Origin of the sequence: Sphingobacterium multivorum, from assembly GCF_039511225.1 — a bacterium.
Lineage (GTDB): Bacteria > Bacteroidota > Bacteroidia > Sphingobacteriales > Sphingobacteriaceae > Sphingobacterium.
The window spans coordinates 3,350,726-3,367,904 of the sequence record NZ_CP154261.1 but is presented as its reverse complement, the minus strand read 5'-3'; the positions used below and the strand labels follow the sequence as shown (position 1 = coordinate 3,367,904).

The following is a 17,179-nucleotide window of genomic DNA, read 5'->3' as shown; positions in this document are numbered from 1 at the left end:
TGTTCGCAATACTGTTAGCACACGGAGCACCTGTCTCGGTAATTTATCGGAGTTGGTAATGAGCGCGTTAAAGTTTTGGTTTTATTTAAATTGTTATTTTCTGTTAAATGTAACTGCTTTGGTACAATTTTTATAAAGGATAGGTGTTTTTAAGACAATAGGCGAAACATTCCGGAGTACCATTGGATGCAAGCACGATTGAATAAATACTTACATATGAAATACAACAAGTTTGGATATGGTTTGTGTGCCGGGTTATTTGCCTGTTCATTTTATTCCTGTAGTTCGATTTACATGCCCAATGTGCCTTCAGCGCCGATGTTTACGGAAGCTGGCGAGGTGTATGTATCTGGCAATATCAATACAAAGGCTAATGTATCGGCCAACCTGGGGGTAGCCGTCACTGATCATGTGGCTGTCATCGCCAATGGTTCCTATGTGGATAATCGATCCAATATTAAAGACTATGCGCAAAAGATGGGGGAAGCAGGGATAGGCTATTTTACACGCTTTGGTCGGAAAAATAATCGTGTATTTGAAGTTTACGGGGGGTATGGACTGGGCACGACAAGTGTCGTAAACAAACGTTCGTCGACGATGGGACAGGCTATTGTAGAAACGCAGGACATGGATTTTGATAAGGTGTTTGTGCAGGTAAACTTTTCGTCGGAGAAAAAGGATGCCCTGAAGTTGTTTGGCGACCGGCATGATATCGATTATGGTACCATCATCCGGTTGAGCAATATGCGGATGAAGAATTTTGCTATTGATAATCTTCCAGCAGAAAAAGAAGACAATATGCTCATTGAACCTGTATTTTATACAAGGATGGGCTTAGGGAAAGGATGGAAGCTGCAATATACGAACGGTATGGTATTCGGTTTTAAAAGTAACACCTATTTAAAAGCAGGGTACCCATTGTTTACACTGGGAGTTTTATATAAATTTGGAGGAAAATAGGGGCTATGAGCAAGAAAATTTTATTTGGATGTTTGGTTCTGCTGGGTTTGTTTATTTCCGGCTGCGGCGTGAATCGACAAAAGGCACAGATCGAGAATTTGGCGAAATGTAAGTTCGATGTGGAATCGGTAGATAGTATTCGGTTGGCCGGAACATCACTGCAACGACTGATCAAGAATAATCAAATCGACCTGGGAGCGGCGCCGAGTCTGGCATTGGCCTATTTGCGGAAAGATATTCCATTGAATGCAGTTATCCGGCTTAAAATAGACAACCCGACGCTCAAAAAGGCATCCATTAATAAGTTTCAGTATATCATTCTTTATGGTGGACAGCAGCTTGTGGAAGGGATTGTCAATCAATCATTACAAATTGAACCCGGAGAATCTACCGTAGCCAATGTGCGTATAGCGACCAATATCTATGATTTGTTGAAGAATTCGGACCTGCAGGATTTTTTAATGTCAAGCGATGAGAATAAAAAGGGAATATTTACGTTAAAAGTGAAACCTTCTATCAATATTGCAGGGCAGTCGGTATTCTACCCGGGTTATATTACCATCGATAAAGCGGTAAGTCGTAAGATCCTGCTTTAGACAGGGGTATACTGTGATAAGATATTAAGGTTTTCCATGAAAATGGAAAACCTTTTTTTATTGATCTTGATTTTCAGGCTAGTTAAGTTCCCGAGGATCCTAACCGGCATCTGGCTAAATCGATATTACGAATGGACTATTATGTTAAGAATTAAACTGTAATAAAAAAGTTATAGTGTCAAAGTGTAAAGTATACACCTTATTTTATATTTTAGTCTTTAATTACAAACCTAAATATGTTAAAAAGAATCTTTATTCCTGTTTTGTTATTTGCCGGCGTGCACGCTACGGCTCAGAAAGCTTTCGAACCTTATGAGCAACCTATTGAAGGGACTAATCTGACGTTCAAAATGCTGGCAATCCCTGGTGGTAGCTTTAAAATGGGAACTACAAGTGGGGGGAAAGAGGATGAAAAACCTGCACACGAGGTGAAGTTGGATCCATTTTGGATGGGCCAGTATGAAGTAACCTGGGATCTATTTGAGCCATTTCTGTATAAAGATTATGAGATCGCAAAGAGTAAGGACGGTAAAGTATCGAAAGAGATTGATGCCGTTACGCGACCGACCAAACCTTATTTGGATATGACTTTTGGTTTTGGAAAGGAAGGGCACCCGGCCCTAGCGATGACCCATTACAATGCTATTCAATTCTGTAAGTGGCTGTATGTCCGTACCGGTGTATTTTACCGTTTACCAACAGAGGCCGAGTGGGAATATGCCGCTCGAGCTGGTTCAAAGACAACTTATTTTTTCGGTGATCAAGCAACGCCATTAGCAGATTATGCCTGGTTTAAAGATAATGCTGAACAGAAAACACATATTGTAGGACAGAAGAAACCGAATCCTTGGGGCCTTTATGATATTTATGGCAATGTTGCCGAATGGACTTATGATCAATATAAGGCCGATAGTTACAATGAAGGTAAAGGCAAAGTATTGACTAATCCTGTAGTCGTTCCGACAAACCTGTATCCACATGTTGTACGTGGTGGTGCTTTTGACAGTGGTGCCGAGGACATGCGCTCTGCAGCGCGTGGTGCCTCAGATCCCGTATGGAAACAGTTGGATCCACAAATTCCAAAAAGTAACTGGTGGTTTCCGGAAGCCCCATTCGTGGGTATGAGACTAGTCAGACCCCTCAACCCACCTAGTCACGAAGAGATTATGGCTTATTACGACAAACAGCCAATCAAAGACTTTTAATATAAAATAATCAATATAAAACTGTTATGGAAAATCTAGAAAGAAGAGATTTTATTAAAACTTCTGCTGTAGTTGCTGGGGGCGCTGTGCTGAGCTCAATGCCTTTATCAGGTGCATATGCCGCTGGTTCGGATGTTATCAAAGTTGCCTTAGTGGGCTGCGGGGGCCGCGGAACTGGAGCTACATTTGATGCGCTAAGTTCGGGCATGAACATTAAAGTGGTGGCGCTTGCAGATGCTTTTAAAGATAATTTAGAGAGTACTTATAAAACGCTGAAGGAAAAATGGCAAGATAAGATCGATGTAAGTGACAATCACAAATTTGTGGGGTTCGATGCATATAAAGACGCAATTCAATTGGCCGATGTTGTTATTTTAGCAACTCCTCCAGGATTTAGACCAATGCATTTTGAGGAAGCGATCCGTCAAGGTAAACATGTTTTCATGGAGAAACCGGTCGCTGTTGATATCCCTGGTGTACAGCAGGTCTTACGTGTGGCTGCAGAAGCTAAACGTAAAAAATTGAATGTTGTAGTCGGGTTACAACGCCGTTATCAAACGAATTACCGTGAGGCGATCAAACGTATTCACGAGGGTGCAATCGGTGATGTGACCTCTGGACAAGTTTATTGGAACTCAGGTGGTGTATGGGTGCGTCCGCGTAAGCCAGAGCAAACTGAAATGGAGTACCAAATGCGTAACTGGTATTATTTCAACTGGTTGTGTGGCGATCATATCGTAGAGCAGCACGTACATAATATTGATATCGCCAATTGGGTGAAAGGTGCTTACCCGGTATCGATCCAAGGTACAGGTAGCAGGGCACACCGCACCGGCAAAGAGTATGGTGAAATCTATGATAATTTTGCATTAGAATTGACCTATGCCGACAATAGCGTTGTTTATAGTCAATGTAGACACTTCGAAGGTATACATAACCGTGTAGACGAGCAATTCCAGGCAACAAAAGGACGTGCTTATCTTTCTGCAGGTGGACAGGCAGTATTGTACGACTGGAAAGGAAAAGAAATCTATCGCCATGACGCGAAGGGTAATCCAAACCCTTATCAACAAGAACATAAAGAACTATTTACGGCAATTTCGAAAGGCGAATATAAATTTGATAATGCAGAATATGGTGCTTACAGTACGTTGACAGGTATTATCGGACGTATCGCTTGTTATACCGGTAAGGTAATCAAGTGGGATGAAGCCTTAAAATCGACCATCAAATTGGGACCAGATGTACTTGCTTGGGATGCTAAACCAAAATTACTTCCGGATGCAGAAGGTTTTTACCCAGTAGCGATGCCTGGTCAAAACACCAACTTATATATTTAAGCAATTGGGCCGATGGGATTAAAGTGGAATTTGTGCCTTCTATTTTTTGTTACGATTTGTTGCATTGATGTACAGGCGCAGATACCGGCAACGAAACCCCATAAAATTCGGCTGGAGGGACCCGCGCAGGGTACCCAATTCCATATCACTTACTTCGCTTCCGACAGTCTTGTTAGACGGTCGGAAGTTGACAGTATTTTAACGGCAATCGATTTGTCGATGTCAATTTATCGCAAGGACTCGAGGATATCCAAGTTCAATACAGATACGGTAATGTCTGTTGTGATGGATAGCCACATGGCTAAGGTGATAAAAGCTTCCTTTAAATACCACAAATTATCGAAAGGTCAATTCGATATCACTATTGCCCCGCTGGTCAACCTATGGGGCTTTGGTGCTAATAAGAGCCTGGTGGCCCCGGATTCGGCGACGGTACGAAAAGCGAAGGAACTGGTGGGAATGCACTACTTGAAGGTTAGTGGCAATCGGCTGATCAAAAAGAAAAAGGGGATTAAAATCGATGTTAATGGTATTGCACAGGGGTATACGGTAGACGTCTTGGCCGACTATCTCGAACGTAAGGGAATTGCCAATTATATGGTCGAGGTCGGTGGTGAAATCAGGGCTTTGGGAACTCCGCCAGGTGGGCAGGGCTTTTCCATTGGTATTGTTCAGCCCGATGGTGAAAGTGGGGAGGAATTGATGACTGCTGTTGCGCAGCTCAATGAAGGGGCGCTGACAACAGCCGGCAGTTTCGAAAAGTTTATTCAATACAAAGGGAAAAAATTGGGTCATCATATTGACCCTGTTTCGGGTTTCCCATACATGACCGATATATTGAGTGTCAGCGTCTATGCGAAGACTGCCATGGAAGCGGATGCACTGGATAATTATTTTATGGGCATGGAACCCGAACAAATTAAGACAAAAGCCAGAAAATTGAAAGGTGTGGCGGTTTTTGTCATTTTTAAAAATAAAAATCAGTCCATAGAAACGATTTATTCGGATGGATTTGGTAAATTATTTAAAAATTAATCAATTATAAATAAAATGAAGAGATCGGATTTTATTAAAGGTAGTCTTTTGGCCGCGGGGGCAGGACTAGCTGGACAGACTTTTGCGTCTACAACTCAAAATACAGCAAATACGATGGATAAAGGAAAGACATTCAATTTAAATTATGCTCCCCATCAGGGAATGTTCAAAAATCATGCAGGTGATAATTTCCTGGATGAAATTCGGTATATGTATGATTTGGGATTCCGTGGAATAGAAGACAATGGCTATTTGGGCAGAACATTGGACGAGCAGCAGAAGATTGGTGATTTATTGGCGAAGTTAGGCATGACCATGGGTGTATTTGTTGTGGATGGCGGACAAAACTGGATGCCTTCTTTAGCGACGGGTAAACAGGAGTATTTGGACAAGTTTGTCGAAACATGCAAGAAGTCTGTCGAAGCTGCCAAGCGTTGTAATGCAAAATGGCTGACTGTGGTACCGGGCTTTTATGAAAGAAAACTGCCGTGGGGTAATCAGTTCAGCAATATCCTTACTGCGATGCGTAAGGGTGCGGAGATCTTTGAACCACATGGTTTGGTGATGGTGTTGGAAACCTTAAGTGATACACCAGATTTGTTTTTGCAGCAAACGCATGAGACCTATGCTTTATGTAAGGCTGTAAACAGTCCATCCTGTAAAATTTTATATGATATTTATCACATGCAGCGTACCGAAGGAGATTTAATTGCAAATATGAATCGTTGTTGGGATGAAATTGCGTATATTCAAATCGGCGATAATCCAGGTCGTAAAGAACCGACTACGGGCGAGATCAATTATAAAAACGTATTCAAACACATTCATAGTAAAGGATATAAGGGTATCATGGGAATGGAGCATGGTATTTCCAAGCCTGGTAAAGAGGGTGAGGATCGCTTGGTGGCGGCTTATCGCGAGGTCGATAGCTTTTTGTAATATTTTAATAGTGTACTATTGACAATTAGATTTAATTTCTTAAATTGAGCAGGTAAAACCAATTAGTAGTATTGTAAAACACCATTTTTTTTATGATTTCATCAACAATAAAATTTAAACTATCCTTTATGATGTTCCTCGAATTTTTTATTTGGGGGGGATGGTTTGTCACATTAGGTACTTTCTTGAGCAAAAATCTACATGCAACGGATTTTGAAATGGCCAATGTATTTTCAACACAATCATTGGGAGCGATTATCGCGCCTTTTATTGTCGGAATGATTGCAGACCGTTATTTTAATGCGGAGCGTATTTTGGGTGTTTTACACTTGGTTGGCGCGGTATTAATGTATCAAATGTATGGTGCTGCAGATATGTCTACTTTTTATCCGTATGTATTGGCTTATATGATACTTTATATGCCGACATTGGCTTTGGCGAGCTCAGTTTCATTTCGTCAATTAACAAATCCGGAAAAACAATTTTCAGGAATACGTATCTGGGGAACAATTGGTTGGATTGTAGCAGGTTTAGCAATCAGTTATATCTTTAGATGGGATGCCGCTGCATCAGAAGGGGCTTTGAAAAACACCTTCTTAATGTCGGGCGTAGCTTCATTGGTACTGGGGGTATTTTCCTTTGCATTACCTAAAACGCCACCGGTTAAATTGGATGAAACCGAAAAACCATCCTTTGCATCAATCATTGGACTGGATGCGATCAAATTGTTGAAAGACAGAAATTTCTTGATCTTTTTTATTTCTTCGGTGTTGATCTGTATTCCATTGGCATTTTATTATTCAAATGCCAACTTGTTCCTTACTGAAATAGGATTGGAGAATCCAACAGGCAAGATGACTATCGGTCAAGCATCTGAGGTATTGTTTTTATTGGCCTTACCAATTTTCTTTACAAAATTTGGCTTCAAGAAAACAATTTTGGTCGGTATGTTGGCTTGGGTAATTCGTTACCTATTATTTGCTTATGGCAATGCAGGTGAATTGTCGTTCATGTTGTTGATCGGTATTGCATTGCACGGTATCTGTTATGACTTTTTCTTTGTTTCGGGACAGATTTATACAGATAGCAAAGCTGGCGTTAAATACAAATCAGCAGCACAGGGCTTGATCACTTTGGCAACATATGGTGTCGGACAGTTGATCGGTTTCTGGGTAGCAAGTTATGTTGGAGATAAGTACAAGGAATTGAAAGCAACCGATATGGCAGCATTCTGGAATCATACCTGGGTTGTACCTGCAATTATCGCAGCTGTTGTATTTTTTATCTTTTTAGCTTTATTTAAGGACGAAAAGATCGACAGTACTAATGCTGCACACTAAACAGAAAAAATAACTATTTAAAAACAAATAATTAGAAGAGAGATGGCAACAAATACTTATGACGCAATTGTAATCGGTTCGGGGATAAGTGGTGGATGGGCTGCGAAAGAATTGACAGAGAAAGGGCTGAAAACAATTATGCTGGAGCGTGGTCGTAACATTGAACACATCAAGGATTATACTGCGCCAAATAAGAATCCATGGGAATGGCCTCATGCTGGCGGTCGTACGCAGCAAATGATCGAAGAATATCCGGTTTTGCGTAGAGATTATCCACTGAATGAGAAGAACCTGGATTTTTGGGTAAATGAAAAAGAAAGTCCCTATACAGAGGTAAAACGTTTTGACTGGTACCGTGGGTATCATGTTGGTGGACGTTCTTTAATGTGGGGGAGACAATCTTATCGTTTGGGCGATTTGGATTTTGAAGCTAACTTGAAAGATGGCCATGGTGTGGATTGGCCGATTCGTTATAAGGATATTGCCCCTTGGTATAGTTATGCTGAAAAATTTGCTGGTATCTCTGGAAATAGAGATGGTGTACCATCTTTGCCAGATGGAGATTACATGCCGGCAATGGCGATGAACATTGTTGAAAAAGACCTGGCTGAGCGTTTGAAAAAACAATATGGTGGTCAACGTCATTTCATCATGGGTAGAACAGCAAACATTACTGTTCCGCATCATGACCGTGTAAATTGTCAATATCAAAATCAATGTTGGTTGGGTTGTAATTTTGGTGCTTATTTCAGTACACAATCGGCGACTCTTCCTGCAGCGAAAAAGACTAATAACTTAACCTTACGTCCTTTTTCTATCGTAACAAAAATTATCTACGATAAAAACACGAAAAAGGCGAAAGGCGTTGAAATTGTTGATGCTGAAACAAACCAAACGTATGAGTTTTTCGCTAAAGTAATTTTTGTTTGTGCATCTGCATTAAACTCGACTTGGGTGTTGATGAACTCAGCTACAGATGTTTGGGAAGGCGGTCTGGGTAGCAGTAGCGGTGAATTGGGTCACAATTTGATGGATCACCATTTCCGTTGTGGTGCCGGAGGTAAAATAGATGGATATTTGGATAGCTATGTATATGGTCGTAGACCGACAGGCTTGTATGTGCCACGTTTTGTAAACGTAGAAGGTGATACCAAAAAACGTGACTATGTACGTGGATTTGGTTACCAAGGTGCTGCAGGTCGTGGACGTTGGTCTGGTGCTGTTGCCGAGATGGAAGTTGGTGGTGCATGGAAAGATGCGATCTGTGAGCCAGGTGACTGGACTGTTGGTTTTACTGCTTTTGGAGAAACCTTGCCATATCACGAAAATAAAATTACACTTGACAAGAACAAAAAAGATAAATGGGGCTTACCTGTATTATCATTTGACGCTGAGATCAAGGATAATGAATTGAAAATGCGTGGTGACATGCAAAATGAAATGAAGGAAATGTTGGAAAGCATTGGCGTAAAAGATACCTATACGTACGATAACGTATATGGTTTGGGCCAAGGTATCCACGAAATGGGAACTGCCCGCATGGGACGTGATCCAAAAACTTCGGTATTAAATGGTAACAACCAAGTTTGGGATGCATTGAATGTTTTCGTAACGGACGGTGCTTGTATGACTTCTGCAGGTTGTGTCAACCCTTCATTAACATATATGGCACTTACTGCTCGTGCAGTTGATTTCGCAGTGAGCGAATTGAAAAAAGGTAACATCTAATAGCTAAAGATTGATAACAATGGAAAATAACTCAAATAAGACGAGTAGAAGAGATTTTATAAAGAGCGCGGCAACAGCTGCTGCGGCTTTTATGATCGTCCCTCGCCATGTATTGGGCGGAAATGGATTTACAGCTCCAAGTGACAAATTACAAGTAGCAGGTATTGGTGTAGGGGGTAAGGGTTTTAGTGACATCAATGCATTCCATGATTCAGGAAAAGCAGATTTGGCTTTCTTGTGTGATGTGGACGACCGTCGTGCAGCTGGTGCGTTAAAACGCTACCCGAAAGCAAAATATTACAAAGACTACCGTGAGATGTTGGATAAGGAGCACAAACGTATAGAAGCCGTTTCTGTATCAACTCCAGATCATCAACATGCGATTCAGGCACTCGCAGCTATGCAGTTGGGTAAACACGTGTATGTTCAAAAACCGTTGACTCACGATGTTTGGGAAGCGAGAGCATTGACGCATGCAGCTAAAAAATATAAGGTGGTTACCCAGATGGGAAATCAAGGTGCATCGAATGATGGACCACGTTTTGTACGTGAGTGGTATGAAGCAGGCCTAATCGGTGATGTACACACGGTATATTGTTGGACAGATCGTCCGGTCTGGCCTTCAGGTATTGCATGGCCTACAGGCAAGGCCGAAGTTCCAAAGGAATTAGATTGGGACCTTTGGTTGGGTACAGCACCGTATAAAGAATATGTCGATAAATTGGTACCTTTCAACTGGCGTGGCTGGTGGGATTATGGTACTGGTGCATTGGGCGATATGGGTTGTCACCTGTTGGAAGTTCCTTTCAGTACCTTGGGATTGACTTATGTACAGGATGTACAGGCAACTGTAGGATCGGTGTATGTGGATGAATTCAAACGTGGATATTTCCCTGAAAGCTGCCCTCCATCGAGCCATGCGACATTAACATTCCCTAAAACTGCACGTACAAATGGTCCTGTGACTTTACATTGGATGGATGGTGGTATTCAGCCTGCTCGTCCGGATGAATTAGGTCCAAACGAAATCTTTGGTGATGGTGGTAATGGTATCTTACTTGTTGGTACAAAAGGTAAAATCCTTGCGGATACCTACGGCCAGAATGCACGCTTGTTGCCAACTTCAAGAAAAGAGCAAGTGGCACAGAAATATGCCCGTGTACCAGGACAAGAAGGTGGACACTACGCACAATGGGTGGAAGCCTGTCAAGCTGGCTACGGCAAGAAAGAAGTAAGTTCACCTTTTGAAATAGCAGGTCCTTTGACAGAAGCTTTATTAATGGCCAACCTAGCGATCAGAGGTGCTGATTTACGTATTGATGGTAAATACCCTGGACGTAACCTGAAATTGTTGTGGGATAACGATAATATGCGTGTTACCAATTTTGACAACGTCAATCAATACGTAAAACGTAATTACAGACAAGGTTGGGAAATGAAATATAATTTCTAAAATTAAGATATTTAGTAGTATGAATAGAAGAGAAGCATTACAACGGGTTGCCTTAATTTTAGGAGGTACCGTTATCGGCGCTAATTTATTTTTGGAGGGTTGTACGCGCTCAGCAACAAAAGATGTGCAAGCATTATTTGAAGCGAAGACAACTGACTTATTAGGTGACTTGGCTGAGGCAATCTTACCAGCTACCGCAACTCCGGGTGCGAAAGAAGCAGGGGTAGGAAGTTTTATTCCGGTCATGGTTCGTGACTGTTATACAGAAAAGCAACAAAAAGCATTTTTAATTGGTTTTGCGAGCTTAGATGATAAGGCAAAAGAGGTGAAAGGCAAGCCATTCCTGGAGCTTTCTGCGGCAGACAGAACAGCTGTTGCGGCTGCTTTGGACAAAGAAGCCAACGAGTTTAATAAAAAACAGGCTGAAGATCAAAAAGATATCATTGAGAAGAATAAGGAGAAACAAAATCAATTGTACAATTACGTTGAGAACGATCCACCACACTGGTTCACGATGTTCAAACAGTTAACATTGACTGGTTTCTTCAACTCCGAGCTGGGCTGTACAAAAGCGCTACGTTTTGTAAAGATCCCCGGAAAATTTGATGGTAACCTTCCTTACAAAAAAGGCGATAAAGCATTTGCATAAACGATGCACTATGTAAAATAAAAAGGGAGGCCCGTAGCCTCCCTTTTTTTATTGTTTCGCGTTTTATCTTGTTTTGCGTTCTTATCTTGTTTCCCCTTTTTATTTTGTTTCTATGGCTAGCGCAAAATGAATACGCTGCTGTTTGGTCACTGTCATAAAGTAACCCTGATCAGTTGCATCGCCATTAATTTCTACGGTATCATTATAGCGTAATTCACGCAGGTAATTCATCTCTAGGGATTTGATCTGATTGGTCAAGACAAGTTCAATGGGCAACCTGTCCATACACCAGTCCAGGTATTTTACATTGTTGGCGTGATTGACAATATCCAAGTCAGAAAGCTTAACGCTATATTCATCGCTGTTTTTGACAGTCTGGGAAATATCCAGTTTTGAAAAGGGCTGTTGTGTTGCCGGGCGATCGGGATAGGTGGTAAAATCCTTGGTGGAAATTGCGAGTGTTTCAGAGCTCCGCTTCACGGTATTGATCACAGCCCAATAACTGGTTGCCGTAACATACATCTGCCCATTGACTGTAATTTCGAAATTCCGCGTTGAGCGCGCGCCTTCCAATTCCTGAACCCAAGTTTTAACCTTGACAAGATCCATCCATTTGGGCAGTCGTGCAATCTCTATGCGTATGCGGCTAAGTACCCAAGTTTGATTATGTTTGGCCATTTCTTTAAAACCGAAACCAGCAATATTGGCATGTTCTCCCGCGGTAAGCTGCAGGATATTGGATAAATCAGAGAAACGAATGCGGCCGTTAGAATAGCATTGCGTGAAATAGATTTCCCACTCTTTTTCAAAAATAGATTTTTCCATTTACATATTGTTTTGAGCAAAAATAGGCAATATGAATGATTTGGGTTATAAATTCAAAATGAAATGACACTATATTCAGATATCTCGTTATAAATGCCTGTTTGGCTCGCAGACGGTCTCTAAGCGGAGCAGTGTGTCTAAAGTACAATCGTTTTTTTATTGTAAAATAAATGATAGTTTTCAAGGATTTAATTGATTTTTATCATGGGAATCGGTAGATTTAAATAAGCCAATGGCAGAAAGAAATAAAATAAGATTGGCTTTAAAGCGTTATAAGAGTAGCATAGCGCAAAACAATAATTTACACATTAAATGCTAGTATTATGGTTGGAGAACTAATAGCTAAAGAGGAAATTCCTCAATTTAAATTTATCCCGGCGAGTGAAGATAAGACAGCGACTTTTATGGATAAATTGAAGGGGGCACTTCGGTTGGGAAATGAGTTTAAATCCAAAACTGAAATCGCCTTTGAGACTGATTCCGGACCAAAGCGTATCGAGACCACTGTGTGGTCGCTAACCGATAGATATATTCAGATTAAAAGTGGCGTTTTAATACCACTGAAATCTATTATAGCAATTGACTATTAAATAGACAAACGAAAGGCTCCTCATTTAGTTAAGGAGCCTTTCGCTTTTTAAGAATAGATGCTGATGAAAAGCGCTTCAAAATCCTGTCCCTTCATGAAGAGAACTTTATGCTGAAAGAAATTTCTAGTATGTTTCGCCTGTTAATTCTTTTAGGCGTATTTCGGATACCTTCGCGTCATATTGTGCAGTATAGCTCCGAGTCATTACATTGATGTAGTTTAGCTGCGCTGTTCTTACTTCCAAGGTTGTGATGGTACCGATACGGAATTTATCCATGGTGATATTTAAATTTTCTTTTGCCAGCTCCTCATTTTTCCGTTCTACATGAGCCAGTTCCATATTGGTGATGTAGGTTTGGAACAGCGTTCTGACCTGTGCCTGAATATCTTGTTTCTGTTGCTGTATCTGTAGCTCAGAACCCTTAATCTGAAATTTGGCAATCCGTTCGTTTCTATTTTGCAGAAATCCATTGAAAATATTAAGGGAAGCCGATACACCGTAGGTAAGACCTCTATTTTTGTTTTCTGTCGAGAAACCGAGGGAGGAGTGGGATTCGTTCCAGTTGTAACCACTGTTTAATCCAATTTTGGGATAACGTTCGGCCTTAACTGCTTTTAAGTTGAGTTCGGCCACCCGATTGTTGATGATGGCAAGCTGAATTTGTGGATTTTGGCGATCGGCAATTTCGATCAGATTACCAAGTTTAAGATCCGTATCAAGTTTCATCTCATCTTCAACCTGAAAATCCAGGCTCAAGTCGCGTGTCATCAGCTGATTGAGGTAAGTCTTGGTATTTTTGAAGCTTTCCTGCTGTCTGAGTAAGTTTGTCTGATCGGTATTTAAATCGACTTTCGCATTCAGGAGATCCAGCTTGGAGCCTTTTCCGATCTCCAGGCGATTTTCGGCCAGCGTGACGCGGTATCTCGATAGGGCGATGGTGGTATCCAGCGCATTTATCAGGCGCTTTTGCTGCACCAGATTGTAGTAGGTTGCCATGACTTCGCTGAGCTGGGTGATCACTTGATATTTAATCTCCGCTTCCCCTTGGCGTTGTATTTCTTTGAAGCGATCGCGACGGGCAAACATACCCAATCCATCGAATATCGTCCAGTTTAGGTTGACCCCGTAAGACATGTTGTCGTTTTTTGCATTGGAGATCTGCTGTATTTGACCATCTGCTCTGACCTGTCTGGAATTCTGGATGGAGTTGCTTCTATTGAACGTTCCAGTTACTGCTGGGAGCATACCCGCGCTTCCTAAACTGGTATTCTCCACATCAATGTTATTGTCATTTCTAGCCAGGAGAATGTTGAAGTTATTGCTCAGCGTAGTTTTCAGTGCATCTTCCAAAGTCAGTACTTCTTGCGCACGTGTTTGAAACATGATGGAGTAAAGTAATACTAGTAGGATGAAATTTCTCTTCATGTCTTTATTATTCGTAGCTTTTAATGTTATCAAATTCAGGTCTATGCTTTTTTTGTCTTGACCACATGTAATAGATCGCCGGGATAATGAACAAGGTTAAGATAAGGGAGAATATTGTACCACCAACGATCACAACTCCCATACCAATTCTGCTCGTTGAGGCAGCTCCAAGTGACATGGCAATCGGTAATGCGCCCAAGGCAATGGCCAAACTTGTCATTAAGATCGGTCTGAGGCGTGATTCGGCAGAGTGCATGATTGCCTCAAATTTTTCCATGCCTTCTTCACGCATTTGATTGGCAAACTCAACAATCAGGATACCATTTTTGGTCACTAGACCGATAAGCATAATTGTTCCAATTTGACTGAATATATTCCAGGTTTGATCAAATAGCCATAGACTTATTAGTGCACCGGCAACGGCCATAGGCACCGTAAGGATAATGATAAATGGGTCGAGGAAGCTTTCAAATTGGGCCGCCAAGATCAGGTAAATAAGCAATAAAGCAAGGCCAAAAGCAAATAAGGTATTGGAGCTACTTTCAACGAAGTCACGTGATTCACCACTAAGGTCGGTGGTGAAGCTCTGGTCGAGTACCTTTTCTTTTATGCGATCCATTGCTGCAATTCCGTCGCTCATGCTCATGCCTGGTGCCAAGCCAGCTGAAACTGTAGCCGACATATACCGGTTATTGTGGTAGAGTTGGGGGGGACTGCTTTCTTCCCTGACGCTTACGACGTTATCTAACTGGATAAGCTGTCCGAGGTTATTACGCACGTAAATTGAAGCGAGGTCTGTCGGTGTAGCTCTACGGTCATTTTCAACTTGGCCTATGACCTGATATTGTTTGCCATCACGCATAAAATAGGCGAAACGTTGGCCGCTTAACAACAATTGGAGTGACTGTGAAACGTCAAGTACCGAAACACCCAGACTAAGTGCTTTCAGACGATCAATTTCGACATGCAGCTCGGGCTTGTTGAACTTCAGGTTGATATCCGTTGTCGAGAATGCTGGATCGCTGTTGACCTCATTCATAAATTCGGGAATCTTTTCCTGAAGTTTTTCAAAATTCTGTGCCTGGATAATGTACTGAACTGGTAGTCCACCTCTTCGATTCATGGATATCGTTGGCGTTTGCGAAACATTTACGCGTACGGCATCGTATTGTTTTGTCCATTTAGTGAGCTCTTTGGCAATATCATCCTGTGATTTTTTGCGCTCACCAGGATCAACCAAAGTCATCCGTATACGTCCGGAGTTGACTGAGCTCGCGCCGAAACCCGGAGAGGTAATGTTTAAACTGATTTTATTTTCGGGAATGGAGTCGTAGACCAATTTGTCCAATTCCTGCATGTAGCGATCCATGTATTCATAGGTGGCACCTTCAGGACCTGTTACATTGACGGAGATGTTACTTCTGTCATCATAAGGCGCTGTTTCCTTTTTAATGGAGGAGAAAAGGATACCAATAATGATAAAACATAGGATCAGAATTGGAAAGCTGATCCATTTGAATTTCATGAATTTTTCCAGTGCCTTGGCATAACCTTTATTCATTTTGACAAACATGGGTTCTGTCCAATCGTAAAACTTCGTCTTTTTGTGACCACCACCTTTGATCAGATAGGCATTGAGCATCGGTGTAAGGGTGAGGGAAACAAATGCCGAAACCAATACGGCCGAGGCGATGACGACACCAAATTCTCGGAACAGCCTTCCCACAAAGCCCTGAAGAAATATCACCGGTAAAAATACCGCTGCAAGTGTAATTGAAATGGAAATAACAGCGAAGAATATTTCCTTAGACCCTTTTAGCGCGGCTTCAATTGGAGACATTCCTTCTTCAACTTTCTTGAAGATATTTTCGGTAACAACGATACCGTCGTCGACGACAAGCCCCGTCGCAAGTACAATAGCGAGTAGCGTCAGTACATTGATGGAAAAACCAAAAATATACATAATAAAGAATGTCGCAATCAAGGATACCGGAATATCCAATAACGGACGTAACGCTATGCCCCAGTCGCGAAAGAAAAAATAAATAATCAGGGTGACCAGTATGATCGAAATCAGGAGTGTCTCGGCGACTTCTTCAACTGATTTTTTGATGAATGTCGTATTATCAGAAGCGATGTTGAGTATAATATCCTGCGGCAGATCTTCTTTGATCTGATCGAGCATTTTATAAAAATTGTTGGCAATATCGAGATAATTTGTTCCCGGTTGCGGAATAATGGCAATACCGACCAGCTGTTTACCATTACTCACCATTTTTGTTTCGAGATTCTCAGCGTCTATTTCGGCCCGACCAATATCGGTAAACTTGACGATACGGCTGCTGTCGGCTTTTAGAATGATGTTGTTGAATTGCTCGGGGGTAGAGAGGTTGCCGACGGTTTTTACGGTGAGTTCGGTTGTGTTTCCGACAATTTTCCCCGAAGGTAATTCAACATTCTGGCTATTTAATGCCGTACGAATATCCGAAGCAGTGATACCATAGGCAGCCATACGGTCGGGGTTGAGCCATAGCCGCATGGCGTAACGTTTTTGGCCATAGATCTGTGTGCTGCTGACGCCGGGTATGGTTTGTAACCTTTCAGAAATCACATTTTCGGCATAGTCGCTCAGCGAAAGTTTGTCGCGTGTCTCACTTTGCAATGTCAACGTAATAATGGGATCGGAGTCCGCATCGGCTTTGGATACCACCGGTGGAGCATCAATATCCTGGGGTAGGCTTCGGACGGCTTGCGATACTTTATCCCGGACATCATTTGCGGCTTCCTCCAGGTTCTTTTTTAAATCAAACTCGATGGTAATATTGCTGGATCCCTGGTTACTTGAAGAAGAGATGTTACGAATACCATCGATCGAGTTTATAGCCTTTTCTAGTGGCTCGGTAATCTGAGATTCAATGATATCAGGATTGGCACCGGCATAATTTGTTCTGACAGAAACAATAGCGGGGTCAATAGAGGGGTATTCGCGTACACCCAGAAAACTAAAACCAATATAGCCAAACAAGATGATGGTAATATTGACGACAATAGTTAAAACAGGGCGTTTAATAAAAACTGCAGATAAATTCATGTA

The 17,179-nt window shown here is 41.7% G+C and carries 14 protein-coding genes; 11 read left to right on the top strand and 3 right to left on the bottom strand.

Annotated features, from left to right (window positions below; translation table 11 throughout):
• The first annotated feature begins 216 nt into the window (after positions 1 to 216).
• The 10 genes from AAH582_RS14060 to AAH582_RS14015 all read left to right on the top strand — a co-directional run bounded on the left by AAH582_RS14060 (position 217) and on the right by AAH582_RS14015 (position 11,245).
• Complete coding sequence (locus AAH582_RS14060) at positions 217 to 960, top strand: hypothetical protein (protein WP_343318116.1); 744 nt, start codon at positions 217 to 219, stop codon at positions 958 to 960.
• 5 nt (positions 961 to 965) lie between these two features.
• The gene (locus AAH582_RS14055; protein WP_112376352.1) at positions 966 to 1,556 is read left to right on the top strand and encodes a hypothetical protein; all 591 of its coding nucleotides are present in this window, start codon (positions 966 to 968) and stop codon (positions 1,554 to 1,556) included.
• A 236-nt stretch (positions 1,557 to 1,792) separates the two neighbouring features.
• Entirely contained in the window at positions 1,793 to 2,761 is a 969-nt protein-coding gene (locus tag AAH582_RS14050) for a formylglycine-generating enzyme family protein (protein WP_343318113.1), read from the top strand.
• 26 nt (positions 2,762 to 2,787) lie between these two features.
• On the top strand, positions 2,788 to 4,101 hold the full coding sequence (locus tag AAH582_RS14045; protein WP_046672915.1) for a Gfo/Idh/MocA family oxidoreductase: 1,314 nt from the start codon (positions 2,788 to 2,790) through the stop codon (positions 4,099 to 4,101).
• Positions 4,102 to 4,113: 12 nt separating this feature from the next.
• On the top strand, positions 4,114 to 5,136 hold the full coding sequence (locus AAH582_RS14040) for an FAD:protein FMN transferase (protein ID WP_343318111.1): 1,023 nt from the start codon (positions 4,114 to 4,116) through the stop codon (positions 5,134 to 5,136).
• A gap of 15 nt (positions 5,137 to 5,151) precedes the next feature.
• Complete coding sequence (locus AAH582_RS14035; RefSeq protein ID WP_070561137.1) at positions 5,152 to 6,075, top strand: hydroxypyruvate isomerase family protein; 924 nt, start codon at positions 5,152 to 5,154, stop codon at positions 6,073 to 6,075.
• Positions 6,076 to 6,170: 95 nt separating this feature from the next.
• A complete protein-coding gene (locus AAH582_RS14030) occupies positions 6,171 to 7,415 on the top strand; it encodes a nucleoside permease (RefSeq protein WP_046672930.1) in 1,245 nt (414 codons plus the stop codon).
• 42 nt (positions 7,416 to 7,457) lie between these two features.
• Positions 7,458 to 9,143 (top strand): GMC oxidoreductase, encoded by a 1,686-nt coding sequence (locus AAH582_RS14025; protein ID WP_046672912.1) that lies wholly within the window; start codon positions 7,458 to 7,460, stop codon positions 9,141 to 9,143.
• Between the two features lie 19 nt (positions 9,144 to 9,162).
• Positions 9,163 to 10,596 (top strand): Gfo/Idh/MocA family protein, encoded by a 1,434-nt coding sequence (locus tag AAH582_RS14020; protein WP_046672911.1) that lies wholly within the window; start codon positions 9,163 to 9,165, stop codon positions 10,594 to 10,596.
• A gap of 19 nt (positions 10,597 to 10,615) precedes the next feature.
• On the top strand, positions 10,616 to 11,245 hold the full coding sequence (locus AAH582_RS14015; RefSeq protein ID WP_343318108.1) for a gluconate 2-dehydrogenase subunit 3 family protein: 630 nt from the start codon (positions 10,616 to 10,618) through the stop codon (positions 11,243 to 11,245).
• Positions 11,246 to 11,344: 99 nt separating this feature from the next.
• Here the strand turns inward: AAH582_RS14015 and AAH582_RS14010 are convergent, their stop codons facing one another.
• On the bottom strand, positions 11,345 to 12,070 hold the full coding sequence (locus AAH582_RS14010; RefSeq protein ID WP_046672909.1) for an acyl-[acyl-carrier-protein] thioesterase: 726 nt from the start codon (positions 12,068 to 12,070) through the stop codon (positions 11,345 to 11,347).
• Between the two features lie 323 nt (positions 12,071 to 12,393).
• Here AAH582_RS14010 and AAH582_RS14005 point away from each other — a divergent pair, with 323 nt between their 5' ends.
• Complete coding sequence (locus tag AAH582_RS14005) at positions 12,394 to 12,660, top strand: hypothetical protein (RefSeq protein WP_172462508.1); 267 nt, start codon at positions 12,394 to 12,396, stop codon at positions 12,658 to 12,660.
• Positions 12,661 to 12,783: 123 nt separating this feature from the next.
• On the opposite strand, the gene AAH582_RS14000 is transcribed toward AAH582_RS14005, so the two are convergent.
• Entirely contained in the window at positions 12,784 to 14,085 is a 1,302-nt protein-coding gene (locus AAH582_RS14000; protein ID WP_343318106.1) for a TolC family protein, read from the bottom strand.
• Between the two features lie 7 nt (positions 14,086 to 14,092).
• On the bottom strand, positions 14,093 to 17,176 hold the full coding sequence (locus tag AAH582_RS13995) for an efflux RND transporter permease subunit (protein WP_343318104.1): 3,084 nt from the start codon (positions 17,174 to 17,176) through the stop codon (positions 14,093 to 14,095).
• Positions 17,177 to 17,179 lie beyond the last annotated feature (3 nt).

Bases quoted from the DNA above. Each gene is read 5' to 3' on its own strand.
- AAH582_RS14060 (WP_343318116.1), top strand. From the start codon at position 217: ATGAAATACAACAAGTTTGGATATGGTTTGTGTGCCGGGTTATTTGCC.
- AAH582_RS14055 (WP_112376352.1), top strand. From the start codon at position 966: ATGAGCAAGAAAATTTTATTTGGATGTTTGGTTCTGCTGGGTTTGTTT.
- AAH582_RS14050 (WP_343318113.1), top strand. From the start codon at position 1,793: ATGTTAAAAAGAATCTTTATTCCTGTTTTGTTATTTGCCGGCGTGCAC.
- AAH582_RS14045 (WP_046672915.1), top strand. From the start codon at position 2,788: ATGGAAAATCTAGAAAGAAGAGATTTTATTAAAACTTCTGCTGTAGTT.
- AAH582_RS14040 (WP_343318111.1), top strand. From the start codon at position 4,114: ATGGGATTAAAGTGGAATTTGTGCCTTCTATTTTTTGTTACGATTTGT.
- AAH582_RS14035 (WP_070561137.1), top strand. From the start codon at position 5,152: ATGAAGAGATCGGATTTTATTAAAGGTAGTCTTTTGGCCGCGGGGGCA.
- AAH582_RS14025 (WP_046672912.1), top strand. From the start codon at position 7,458: ATGGCAACAAATACTTATGACGCAATTGTAATCGGTTCGGGGATAAGT.
- AAH582_RS14020 (WP_046672911.1), top strand. From the start codon at position 9,163: ATGGAAAATAACTCAAATAAGACGAGTAGAAGAGATTTTATAAAGAGC.
- AAH582_RS14015 (WP_343318108.1), top strand. From the start codon at position 10,616: ATGAATAGAAGAGAAGCATTACAACGGGTTGCCTTAATTTTAGGAGGT.
- AAH582_RS14010 (WP_046672909.1), bottom strand. From the start codon at position 12,070: ATGGAAAAATCTATTTTTGAAAAAGAGTGGGAAATCTATTTCACGCAA.
- AAH582_RS14005 (WP_172462508.1), top strand. From the start codon at position 12,394: ATGGTTGGAGAACTAATAGCTAAAGAGGAAATTCCTCAATTTAAATTT.
- AAH582_RS14000 (WP_343318106.1), bottom strand. From the start codon at position 14,085: ATGAAGAGAAATTTCATCCTACTAGTATTACTTTACTCCATCATGTTT.
- AAH582_RS13995 (WP_343318104.1), bottom strand. From the start codon at position 17,176: ATGAATTTATCTGCAGTTTTTATTAAACGCCCTGTTTTAACTATTGTC.